Below are 11,957 nucleotides of genomic sequence, written 5' to 3'. Positions count from 1 at the left end.
GTCGGCGTGAACCGGGGGGCCGCGGGGTGGGTCGTCCGGCCCGGATGGTGCCACGCTTTCGCGCCGGAACCGTTGCTGGCCAGCGGGGAACGCTGGGCGTACTGCTGCTGACGGCGCGGGATCACTGGGGGGTTCGCGGTGATGGTCAGGCGTGGCCGGTTCGACGACATATAGGAGGGAGGGCCGGTGGGCTGCGGTGAGGGGCTTCAGGTGGAGCGGTGCGGCGAAGCGAAGGTCATTGGGCGTACGGCGGTGAGGACCGTACGCCGGAGCGTCCGTACTACGCGGAATCAAGGCCGGTGGCCGTCCGTACTGCGTGCCATGGGACGACAGAGCGGGCATCGATACCGGATTTGACCAGGGCGAAGTCGGCCCCGGGGCGTCTGGGGCCGGGCCGGTAACTATTTCGGATCCAATATTGATTCTCCAACTTGAAGCACCCTAACCTCACACTCCAACAGCAACAACCCCTATTGGAGCCAGGATGCGCAGCCGTCACCTGAGCATCGCGGCGATCTCCGCGACCGCCCTGTTCGCCATCTCCGCCTGTGGTGGAGCAGCCCAGGACACCTCTTCCACCACCGCCGACACCGCTCAGCGCGGCAGCAAGTCCGCCGGCAAGGTGGCGGCTCCCGCCAAGTTCACCGAAAAGGGCACGATCACCTACTGCTCGACGTTCACCAACCCGCCCCGTTCCTACACCGACAACGGCAAGCAGGTCGGGGCCGAGATCGAGCTGGGCACCGCGCTGGCCGCGACGCTCGGGCTCAAGCCCAAGTGGGTGCAGATCCGGGTGGACGGGCTGATCGCGGCGCTGCTCGGCGGCCAGTGCGACATGATCGTCAGCCAGCTCAAGATCGTGCCGGAGCGGGACAAGACCGCCTGGCAGTTGCCGTACTCGATCGCCGCCACCCAGCTCGTCGTGGCCAAGGGCAACCCCAAGCAGGTCAGTGACTTCGAGTCACTGGCCGGCAAGAAGGTCGCCGCGCCCGACGGGACCGTCGCGCACGACCTGCTGGAGCAGATGAACAAGCGGTTCACCGCGAGCGGCAAGGCGCACATCCAGATCGTTCCGCTGGCCAGTACCACGGACCTGTTCCAGCAGGTCGCCGCCGGCGTGATCGACGCCGCGGCGACCACGTACTCGGCGAGCTCCTACTACATCGGCAAGGCCCCCGAACGCCTGGAGACCGCGGGGCCGCCGTGCCTGTCGGACGTCAAGGCGGGCGGCCGGATGGGATTCATGATCAACAAGCTGGACAAGGACCTCTACGACGCCATGGGGAAGGCCATGGACGCCGTCCGTGAGACCGGGGAGTACCAGGAGATCTTCCACAAGTACGCCCTGGACAAGGAGACCCTGGACGCCGCCGAGACGGCCAAGCCGGTGGCGTGCGTACCGGAGGGGTCCGGCGCGTGAGCTTCGACTGGTCCTTCCTGTGGACCCACATGTTCGACCTGAGCCCGCACTACGGCGTGGGCCTGCAGCGCACGCTGTTCATGGCGGTGATCTCGATGATCTTCGGAGTCATGCTGGGCATGCTGGTGGCGCTGGCCAGGCTCTCCAAGATCCGGGTGATCAGCGGGCTGGCCGCCCTCTACGTGTGGCTGCTGCGCGGCGTGCCGGAACTGGTCATCCTCATTCTCCTCTACACCGGCCTGGCCGCCGCCGGCATCTTCCGCTTCAATGACATCACCGTCTTCGGCATGGTGCTGCCCGCCGCGATGCAGGCCGCCATCTTCGGCTTCTCCATCCGCGAGGGCGCCTACATGGGCGAGATCTTCCGCGGCGGCATCATGGCCGTGGACCGCGGGCAGGTCGAGGCGGCCAAGGCGCTCGGCATGAAGCGCATCGCCACGCTGCGGCGGATCATCCTGCCGCAGGCCATGCGGGTCGTCGTGCCGCCGATGGGCAACCAGTTCACCATCATGCTCAAGGCCACCTCGCTGGCCAGCGTGCTCGGCGTGCCCGAACTGCTGCTCACCACGCAGACCTTCGCCGCCGAGACCTTCCGGGTGTTCGAGCTGTTCATCGGGCTGGCCGTCAACTACCTGATCCTCACCACGGTCTGGACGTTCATCCAGTCCCTCATCGAGGCCCGGCTGGCGCGGCACGAGGCCGACACCACGACCGAGGGGCCGCTGGCCCGCGCCCGCCGTCACCTGTTCGGCGCCGCCACCCCGGCCGGAAGGAGGGCCGCGTGAACAAGAGCGACGTGGTCATCGAGGTGCGCGGCGTCCACAAGTGGTACGGCGAGCTGCACGTCCTGCACGGGCTCGACCTGGACGTACACCGGGGCGAGGTGGTCTGCCTGATCGGTACGTCCGGTTCGGGGAAGAGCACGCTGCTGCGCACGATCAACCACCTGGAGACGATCCAGGAGGGCCGGATCACCGTCAACGGTCGCACGGTCGGCTACCGCGAGGAGGGCGGCAAGCCGGTCGCCGCCCGCGAGGACGTGATCGCCGCGGCCCGCGCGGGCATCGGCATGGTGTTCCAGAACTTCAACCTCTTCTGGCACATGACCCTGCTCCAGAACGTGATCGAGGCCCCGATCCAGGTGCTCGGGCTGAACGCGGCCGAGGCCCGCGACCGGGGCAGGGAACTGCTCAAGCGCGTCGGCCTGGCCGACAAGGCCGACGTCTACCCGCGCAAACTGTCCGGCGGTCAGCAGCAGCGCGGGGCCATCGCCCGCGCGCTGGCCATGCGGCCGGACGTGATGCTCTTCGACGAGCCGACCAGCGCCCTGGACCCGGAGACCATCGGCGAGGTGCTGACCGTCATGGAGGAACTCGCCGCCGACGGGATGACCATGATCGTCGCCTCGCACGAGATGGGCTTCGTGCGGCGGGCCGCGCACCGCGTCGTGATGATGGAGAACGGCGTGATCGTCGAGGACCTGCCCGCCGCCCGGGTGGACGAGAGCACCGGCCGCATCCGCGACTTCATCCAGAAGTTCCACTGAAACACCGAAGCCGTCCAAGAATGGGGGAAGATCGCTGATGCGCTGCGGCGAGGCGATCGTGGCCACCCTGCGCCACTACGGTGCCGACACCGTGTTCGGCATCCCCGGCGTCCACACGCTGGAGTACTTCCGCGGGCTGGCCCGCCAGGACGTGGGGGTGGTGCTGCCCCGGCACGAGCAGGGCGCGGCGTTCATGGCCGACGGGTACGCCCGCGCCACCGGCAGGCCCGCCGTCTGTTGCGTGATCACCGGGCCCGGCGTGACGAACGCCGCCACGGGGATCGGCCAGGCGTATGCCGACTCGGTGCCGATGCTGGTGCTGGCCAGCGTCACCCGGCTGGACACGCTCGGCCGCGGGCGCGGGCACCTGCACGAGAGCAAGGACCAGCGGGGCATCGTGGAGCCGATCACCGGGCTCGCCCTGAGCGCGCGGTCGGTGGCCGAGCTGCCGGAACTGCTGGCCCGCGCCTGGGGCGCGCTGACCTCCGGCCGCCCCCGCCCGGTGTACGTGGAGGTGCCGATCGACCTGCTGGCCGAGGAGGTCGGCGACGGCTGGACGCCCCTCCCGCCGGTCATCGAAGCCGACCCACGCGAAGACGTCACAGAGGCCGCCACACTGCTGGCCGGAGCCGAACGCCCCGCCATCATCGTGGGCGGCGGCGCCAGAAAAGCCGCCGCCGAGCTGCGCGAACTGTCCAAGAGGCTGGCCGCCCCCGTGCTCACCACGGTCGCCGGGCGCGGAACGGTCCCCGACGACGGCCCGCTCAGCACCGGGCGCGTACTCCAGCGCGCCGCCGTACGGGAGTGGCTGGCCGAGCGGGACGTCGTACTCGCCGTCGGCACCGAACTGTCCTCCACCGACATCAACGTGGACACCCTCCCGCTCAGGGGCAGGCTGATCCGGATCGACGTGGACCCGCTGCACCTGCCCGGCGACTACCCGGACGCGCTGTGCCTGCGCGGCGACGCCAGGCAACTCACCGGAAAGCTGCTCACCCTGCTCCCCGGCCGGCACCCGGACACCTCCACAACAGAGCAGGAGGTCAAAGAGCTCAGGGCACTGGCCGAGGCCGCGGCCCCGCCGTACCGGCCCTGGCACCGCACCGTCCTGGAAGCGATCTTCGCGGGCCTGCCCCCCGATGTCCGCGTCTTCTCCGACATGACCCAGCTCGCCTACACCGCGACCCAGGTCGTCCCGATGCGGGAGCCGGGACGCTGGAACCACCCCTCGGGTTTCGGCACGCTCGGCTACGCCGTACCCGCCGCGATCGGCGCGCTGGTCGCGGACCCGGACCGGCCCGTGGTGGCGCTGGCCGGCGACGGCGGCATCCTCTACACCGGACAGGAGATCATCACCGCGGCCGAGCTGGGCCTGCCGCTGATCGTGCTGCTCTGGAACAACCAGGCGCTCGGCCAGATCCGCGACGACATGATCGCCCGCGGCATCGAGCCGATCGCCGTCACCCCGCGTACGCCGGACTTCGCCGCCCTGGCCACGGCCATGGGCGCGGCCGTCGAACGCCCGGCCACCGTCGCCGACATCACCCCGGCCGTGCGCCGGGCCGTCGAACGCGGCGGGCCCGTCCTGGTCCAGCTCGACGAGGAGGTACTTCGCGCATGACCACCACCATCGCCCACCACATAGGCGGAAACTGGGTCGAGGGCGAGGGCGCGCCGCTGCTCGACGTCAACCCGGCCTTCCCCGGCACGGTCCTCGCCGAGGGCAGGCACGCCACCCCGGCGCAGGTGGATCGGGCGGTCGAGGCGGCGGCCCTGGCCGCGCCGGGCTGGGCCGCTACGCCGTTCCGGTCTCGCGCCGCCGTACTGGTCAGGGCCGCCGCGCACATCCGCGCGCACGCCGACCAGTGGGGCAGGGAGCTGTCGGAGGAGGAGGGCAAGACCCTCGCCGAGGGCACCGGCGAGGTGCGGCGGGCCGCCGACATCCTCGACTACGCCGCCTCCGAGGCCGACCGGTCCACCGGCGAGCTGTTCGACTCCCCACGCGCGGGGGAGCGAGTGCTCGTCGTCCGCAAGCCGATCGGCGTCGCCGGGGTGATCACCCCGTTCAACTTCCCGATCGCCATCCCGGCCTGGAAGATCGCGCCCGCCCTGAGCTACGGCAACGCGGTGGTGTGGAAGCCGGCCGAGGTCGTCCCGCTGCTGGCGATCCGCTTCGCCGAGGCGCTGGAGGCGGCGGGGCTGCCGCCGGGCGTACTGAACCTGGTCCACGGCGGCGTGGAGGTCGGCTCCCGGCTGGTCGAGCACCCCGGCGTGAACGCGGTGAGCTTCACCGGCTCCACCACGGTCGGCCGGGCGCTGATCGCCCGCTGCGGCGCGCTCGGCAAGCCGGTGCAGACCGAGATGGGCGGCAAGAACGCCGCCGTCGTGCTGGCCGACGCCGACCTCGCCGCGGCGGCGGCGCAGATCGTGCCGGGCGTGTTCGGCGCGACCGGCCAGCGCTGTACCTCCAACACCCGCCTCATCGCCGACCGCGCGGTGGCCGGTGACCTGCTGGAAGAGGTCGTACGGCTGGCGGGGGCCATCACGGTCGGCGACCCGCTGGACCCGGCGACCACGATGGGCCCGCTGGTCACCGCCACCGCCAGGGACAACGTCGAACGCGCGGTGGCCGACGCCGTCGCGGCCGGGGCGAGGCCGCTGACCGGCGGCGAGCCCTACCGGGACGGCATGCTCGCCGAGGGCTTCTTCGCCGGGCCGAGCGTGCTGGCCGCGCCGGGGCCGGAGCTGCCGCTGTGGCGGACGGAGGTGTTCGGGCCGGTCCTGGCCGCGCTCACCGCCGACGGCCCGCAGGAGGCGCTGGCCATGGCCAACGCCTCCGACTACGGCCTGTCCGGGGCGATCTTCACCAGGGACGTGTCCACCGTGCTGGACGCCATCGACCGGTTCGACGTCGGCGTGCTGCACGTCAACACCAACTCGGCGGGGGCCGACCTGCACGTGCCGTTCGGCGGCGAGAAGGGCAGCGGGTTCGGTCCCAAGGAGCAGGGCCGCGCGCCCCGAGACTTCTACACCAGGACCACGACGGTCTACCTGAAGGGATGAGGGCATGACGCGGATCGTGGTCAGCGGCGGTACCGTGTTCGACGGCACGGGGGCCGCACCGGCCAGGGCCGACATCGCGATCGAGGGCGACCGGATCGCCGAAGTGGGTGTCGGCCTGGACGGCGACGGGGTCATCGACGCGACCGGGATGACCGTACTGCCCGGGTTGTTCGACTGCCACGTGCATGTGTGCTCCTCGGGGCTGGACCTGGTGACCCGGCTGGAGCGGCCGTTCTCCTACCAGTTCTACGCCGCCGCGCGGAACATGGCCGCGATGCTCGACCTCGGCATCACCTCGGCGCGCGACGCCAACGGGGCCGACCTCGGCATGAAGCGCGCCCAGGAGGAGGGGCTGCTGGACGGCCCGCGGCTGAGCATCGCGGTCACGCTGATCAGCCAGACCGGCGGACACGGGGACGGCTGGCGGCCATCGGGCTGCACGATGAAGTACACGATCGCGCACCCGGGCCGCCCGGACGGCATCGCCGACGGCCCGGACGCGATCCGGCACAAGGCCCGCGAGATCATCCGGGCCGGGGCCGACGTGATCAAGGTGTGCACGACGGGGGGCGTGCTGTCCTCCCGCGACCATCCGCACGACACGCAGTTCCAGCCGGACGAACTCGCCGTGCTGGACGCGGCGGCACGGGCCGCGCACAAGCCGTGGATGGCGCACGCCCAGTCGCCGGAGGGCATCAAGAACGCGGTCAGGGCCGGGGCCAGGTCCATCGAGCACGGCATCTACCTGGACGACGAGTGCCTGGAACTGATGGTGGAGCACGGCACCTGGCTGGTGCCCACGCTGGTCGCCACCAAGACCATCCTCGACATGGCCGACTCGGGCGTGCGGCTGAGCCCGGCGGCGGTGGCCAAGGCCCGGGAGGCTTTCGAGGCGCACCAGGAGTCGTTCGCGCGTGCCGTCCAGGCGGGGGTGAAGATCGCGATGGGCACCGACACCGGGGTCGGGCCTTTCGGGTCGAATCTGGATGAACTACCGCTGATGCTGGCCGGTGGGATGACGCCCGCGCAGGTGCTGCACGCGACCACGGGGTCGGCGGCCGACCTGCTGGGGTTCGGCGACCTCGGGCGGCTCACGCCGGGCAGGCTGGCGGATCTGGTGCTGGTCGAGGGCGACGGCCTGGAGGTGACCGGGCTGGCCGGGCGGGTCCGGCTGGTGATGATGAACGGCGAGATCAGGCGGGGCTGAGCCGATGGAGATCGAGGCGGCCACGCCGCCGCAGACCACCCAGCAGTACGTGCTGGCGCGGTTGCGCCGGGCGATCCTGACCGGCGCGCTGCCGCCCGGCTCGCCGATCAGGCAGGACGCGCTCGCCGAGCGGTTCGGCGTCAGCCGGGTGCCGCTGCGCGAAGCCCTGAAGATCCTTGAGGGCAACGGGCAGGTCATCTACCGGCCGCGGCGCGGCTATGTGGTGGCCGAGCTGTCGTTCGATGACCTGCTGGAGGTCTACCGCCTGCGCGAACTGCTGGAGGCGGAGGCCGCCAGGCAGGCCGTCGGCCGGATGGGCGAGGACGACGTACGGCGGCTCGCCGAGGCGCACGAGGACGTCGTCGCCGCCGGCAAGCAGGGCGACGTGACCGCGATGGCCACCGCGAACCGGCGCTTCCACTTCACGCTGATCGACGCCTGCGGCATGCCCCGGCTGCGGCGCTTCCTCGGCATCCTGTGGGACGCCACGGACGTCTACCGCACCCTCTACTACAGCGAGGCGGCCAACCGGGACCGCGTGGAGCGCGAGCACGACGGCATCGTGCGGGCGGTCCGCGCCCGCGACGCCGACCTGCTGGTCCGCCTGCTGGACGAACACCGGGCGGGCACCGTCGCGACCTTCCGCGGCTTCCTCACCGAGCAGGAGCGGGAGACATGACGACGCTCACCATCGCCGGCGCCCTGCTGCCCGGGCACGGACCGGCCACCACGACCGTGCTGGTGAAGGACGGGCGGATCGCCGCCATCGGAGAGCCGCCCACGGGGACGGTGCTGGACGCCGAGGGCGGCAGCGTGCTGCCCGGGTTCATCGACGCCCACGCCCACCTGCTCAGCCTGGGCGAGTCGATGGCGGTGCTGGACCTGCGCGACGCCGCCGACTTCCCCGAGGTCGTCCGCCGGGTCGCGGCCCGCGCCGCCACCGCCGCCCCCGGGGAGTGGATCATCGGACGCGGCTGGACCCCGGCCGGCGACCCGCCGCACCACCATCCGCTGTCGCAGGCCGCCCCGGACAATCCGGTCCTGCTCAACCGTTTCGACCACCACGGCGCGGTGGTCAACGCCGCCGCGCTGAGGCTGGCCGAGGTGGACGCCGGCACCGCCGACCCGCCCGGCGGGCGGGTGCTGCGGCACGAGGGGGAACCCACCGGCGTGCTCCTGGAGACGGCCGCCGACCTGGTGCGGGCGGTGATCCCGGCGCGGGACGCGGCCGGCCGGCGGCGGCTGCTGCGCCAGGCCGCCGCGCACTGCCTGCGCCTGGGGCTGACCGGGCTGCACGACGCCATCGACGACGTGACCTGGATCGATGACTACCGGGCGCTGCTCGCCGAGGGCGTGCCGATGCCGCGGATCTTCGGCATGGTCCGCGCCCCGGCGGAGGGCGACCTGGCGGAGTTCGCGGGGGACGTGCTGACCGGCACCGGCGATCCGCGCTTCGCGTTGCAGCGGCTGCGGCTGGTCTCCGACGGCGGGCTGGCCGCGCGCGGCGCGCTGTTCGCCGAGCCGTACTGTGACGACCCCGGGCACAGCGGGGCCGCCCTGGTGACGCAGGAGCGCATCCGGGAGGCGGCGCGAGCCGTACTGGCCCACGGGCACGGCCTGACCGTGCACGCCATCGGCGACCTGGCCAACCACCGGCTGCTGAACACCCTCGAACCCCTCCTGGCCGACCGGCCCGGCCACCGGTTCGTGGTCGAGCACGCCACCGTGGTGACCCCCGGCGACCAGCGGCGGATGGCCGCGCTCGGCCTGATCGCCTCGGTCCAGCCCGCCCACCTGCACGCGGCCACCGGCTACCTGCTGGACCGGCTCGGCGCCGACCGCGCCCGGCACGCGTACGCCTTCCGCTCGATGCTGCGCGCGGGCGTGCGACTGGCGCACGGCACGGACTTCCCGGTCGCGCCGCCCGACCCGATGCTCACCCTGCACGCGGGGGAGACCCGGCAGAGCCGGTCCGGCGGGGAGCCGCTGTTCCCCGCCGAACGGCTGACCCGGGCCGAACTCCTGCACGGCGCCACGGCCGAGGGCGCCTACATGGCCCGCCGCGAACACGACCTCGGCGCGCTCACCCCCGGCCACCGCGCCGACCTCGCCGTCCTGGACCGCGACCTGTTCGCCGCCGATCCCGCGGAACTCCCGCAGATCCGCGTCCGGCACACCCTGATCGACGGAATCCCCACCCAATAAGGAGAAGAGATGACCTCCGCCGTCCTCGTCCCCGGTTCGCCCGCCCCTTCCGGCCCGTTCTCGCAGGCCCTGGTGCGCGGCAACATCGTGGCGCTGTCCGGCCAGGTCGGCATGGACCCGCGGACCCGCGAGTACGTCTCCGACGACGTGCCCGGCCAGACCCGCCAGGCGCTGGCCAACCTGCGCGCGGTACTGGAAGGCGCGGGCGCGTCGATCGCGGACGTGATCACGGTGCGCGTGTTCGTCACCAAGGAGGAGCACATCAAGCTGGTCAACGAGCCCTACAAGGAGGTCTTCGCCGAGCCGTATCCGGCGCGGACCGCCGTCGTGGTGGGCCTGCCCGGCCGGATGCTCGTCGAGATCGACGCCATCGCCGTCAAGGTCTGACCGCCCGGCGGCGGTTGTTCGCCGTCAGCGTTGCGGGGTGTCGCTTTCCTCTAAGCGGTGTAATCTCCATTACATGGAAAGCGACGAAGCAATCAGTCAACTGCGTGGATGGTTCACCGGCCGGTTGCCCGGCGACTGGTTCACCGGTGCGCCGGAGATCGTGCTCGATCGCGAGGAGATCACCGTCATCGGCCCGCTCGCCACGCCGGTCACTCCTGATGGCGCTGCGGAGGCCGAGCGGGCCGCCGCCGCCGAAGGGCTGGCGCGGCGGTTCCGGGAGGAGACGCGGGAACGACGGATGGAGATCGCCCGCGAGGTCGAGCACCGGTTCCGCAAGAAGGTGTCGTGGGGGGTCTCCGTCGGCGGCGAGACAGTGATGTTCACCACACTGTCGGTGCCGGTGATGACCCGCCTGCGCCAGTCCGAGCGTCAGGTTCTGGACACCCTGGTGGCCGCCGGAGTGGCCAGGAGCAGGAGCGACGCGCTCGCCTGGTGCGTGCGCCTGGTCGGCCGGCACACCGATTCGTGGCTGGCCGAGCTGAGGGACGCGCTCCAGCACGTGGACCGCGTCCGCGCGGCCGGGCCCGACATCGATTCCTGACCCCCTGACGAGGTGTGGCGGGCGCGCTTCACCCCCCGTTCACCATGCTTGCGAACGGCCGTTGCGCAGGCGAATCGGTAAGACGTCTGGACTAAACCTCTTACCGGATTGGTTTAGACCTGCGGCAGTGGTTTATACCAATGTCCCAACGGTTTTTCTTTAACTCGCGAACAACTGGGTAGGCTCCCCGGATCACGGTGAGAACGCCGCCGGTTCGGCGTTCTGACCTCCTGCGATGCAGGGGACGTGGCAGATATTCGACCCAGGCAGGTTTATCGATCGGCAAGGCGTTACGAAACCCGCCGGTGGTTCCGGGCCAGACCAGCGACTGGTCTAAGCCAATTGGATCGACCGCGGAATTGTCGTTGATGATGTCTTGGCCACGCGAGTGTAGAGGAGCCGTCGCTGTGACCCTTTCCGTTGAGGCACCCGCCCCGACGACCCACGCCGAACTGGTCGCGTGGGTCCGCGAGATCGCCGCACTGACCGAGCCGGACCGCGTCGAGTGGTGCGACGGGTCGGAGGCCGAGTGGACCCGCCTGACCAACCTGCTGGTCGAGCAGGGCACCTTCACCAGGCTGGCCAAGCGGCAGAACAGCTTCTACGCCGCCTCCGACCCGACCGACGTGGCGCGGGTGGAAAACCGCACGTACATCTGCTCCGAGCGTGAGGAGGACGCCGGGCCGACGAACAACTGGATCGCCCCCGACGAGATGCGCCGCACCTTCGGCGAGCTGTTCCGGGGGTGCATGCGCGGCCGGACGATGTACGTCGTGCCGTTCTGCATGGGCCCGCTGGGCGGGAACATCTCCCAGCTCGGCGTGGAGATCACCGACTCGCCGTACGTCGCGGTGTCCATGCGCGTCATGACGCGCATGGGCGAGCCGGCGCTGCGGCTGATCGAGGAGCGCGGCGACTTCGTCAAGTGCGTCCACTCGGTGGGCGCGCCGCTCGCGCCCGGCCAGGCCGACGTGCCGTGGCCGTGCAACCAGACCAAGTACATCAGCCACTTCCCCGAGACGCGCGAGATCTGGTCCTACGGCTCCGGCTACGGCGGCAACGCGCTGCTCGGCAAGAAGTGCTACGCGCTGCGGATCGCCAGCGCGATGGCCCGCGACGAGGGCTGGCTGGCCGAGCACATGCTCATCTTGAAGCTGACCCCGCCGCGCGGCGAGGCCCGGTACATCGCGGCGGCCTTCCCGAGCGCCTGCGGCAAGACCAACCTCGCCATGCTCGCGCCGACCATCCCCGGCTGGAAGGTCGAGACGATCGGCGACGACATCGCCTGGATGCGCTTCGGCCCGGACGGCCGGCTGCACGCGATCAACCCCGAGGCCGGGTTCTTCGGCGTCGCGCCGGGCACCGGCGAGACCACCAACGCCAACGCGATCAAGACCCTGTGGGGCAACAGCATCTTCACCAACGTCGCCCTGACCGACGACGGCGACGTGTGGTGGGAGGGCCTGACGGACGAACCGCCGGCCCACCTCACCGACTGGAAGGGGCGTCCGTGGACCCCGGCGAGCGA

11 protein-coding genes are annotated in these 11,957 nt (G+C 71.3%); all 11 read left to right on the top strand.

What is annotated here, in order from left to right; all coding sequences use genetic code 11:
• Positions 1-484: 484 nt before the first annotated feature.
• Positions 485-1,420: a transporter substrate-binding domain-containing protein gene (locus tag C1I98_RS25915; protein WP_111170040.1), complete on the top strand. Its 936-nt coding sequence runs from the start codon at positions 485-487 to the stop codon at positions 1,418-1,420.
• Positions 1,417-2,205, top strand: coding sequence for an amino acid ABC transporter permease (locus tag C1I98_RS25910; RefSeq protein ID WP_146607626.1), 789 nt, complete (start codon positions 1,417-1,419; stop codon positions 2,203-2,205). Before C1I98_RS25915 ends, C1I98_RS25910 begins: the two co-directional genes overlap by 4 nt.
• Positions 2,202-2,966: an amino acid ABC transporter ATP-binding protein gene (locus tag C1I98_RS25905; protein ID WP_111170038.1), complete on the top strand. Its 765-nt coding sequence runs from the start codon at positions 2,202-2,204 to the stop codon at positions 2,964-2,966. The genes C1I98_RS25910 and C1I98_RS25905 overlap by 4 nt, the downstream gene beginning before the upstream one ends.
• 37 nt (positions 2,967-3,003) lie before the next feature.
• Complete coding sequence (locus tag C1I98_RS25900) at positions 3,004-4,587, top strand: 5-guanidino-2-oxopentanoate decarboxylase (RefSeq protein ID WP_111170037.1); 1,584 nt, start codon at positions 3,004-3,006, stop codon at positions 4,585-4,587.
• Entirely contained in the window at positions 4,584-6,029 is a 1,446-nt protein-coding gene (locus C1I98_RS25895; RefSeq protein ID WP_111170036.1) for an aldehyde dehydrogenase family protein, read from the top strand. The genes C1I98_RS25900 and C1I98_RS25895 overlap by 4 nt, the downstream gene beginning before the upstream one ends.
• 4 nt (positions 6,030-6,033) lie before the next feature.
• Positions 6,034-7,236, top strand: a complete 1,203-nt coding sequence (locus C1I98_RS25890; protein WP_111170035.1) for a metal-dependent hydrolase family protein — start codon at positions 6,034-6,036, stop codon at positions 7,234-7,236.
• Between the two features lie 4 nt (positions 7,237-7,240).
• On the top strand, positions 7,241-7,915 hold the full coding sequence (locus C1I98_RS25885) for a GntR family transcriptional regulator (protein ID WP_111170034.1): 675 nt from the start codon (positions 7,241-7,243) through the stop codon (positions 7,913-7,915).
• The gene (locus C1I98_RS25880; protein ID WP_111170033.1) at positions 7,912-9,441 is read left to right on the top strand and encodes an amidohydrolase; all 1,530 of its coding nucleotides are present in this window, start codon (positions 7,912-7,914) and stop codon (positions 9,439-9,441) included. Before C1I98_RS25885 ends, C1I98_RS25880 begins: the two co-directional genes overlap by 4 nt.
• A 9-nt stretch (positions 9,442-9,450) precedes the next feature.
• Positions 9,451-9,828, top strand: coding sequence for a RidA family protein (locus tag C1I98_RS25875; protein ID WP_111170032.1), 378 nt, complete (start codon positions 9,451-9,453; stop codon positions 9,826-9,828).
• Between the two features lie 73 nt (positions 9,829-9,901).
• A complete protein-coding gene (gene abmR / locus C1I98_RS25870) occupies positions 9,902-10,429 on the top strand; it encodes an ATP-binding transcription factor AbmR (protein WP_111170031.1) in 528 nt (175 codons plus the stop codon).
• 407 nt (positions 10,430-10,836) lie between these two features.
• Positions 10,837-11,957, top strand: a 1,121-nt coding sequence (locus C1I98_RS25865; RefSeq protein WP_111170030.1) for a phosphoenolpyruvate carboxykinase (GTP), incomplete at its 3' end; no start/stop codon positions are given.

This window comes from Spongiactinospora gelatinilytica, assembly GCF_003236385.1.
GTDB lineage: Bacteria > Actinomycetota > Actinomycetes > Streptosporangiales > Streptosporangiaceae > Spongiactinospora > Spongiactinospora gelatinilytica.
Note: the sequence above shows the minus strand (reverse complement) of the source record. Positions and strands in the feature narration are given on the sequence as shown.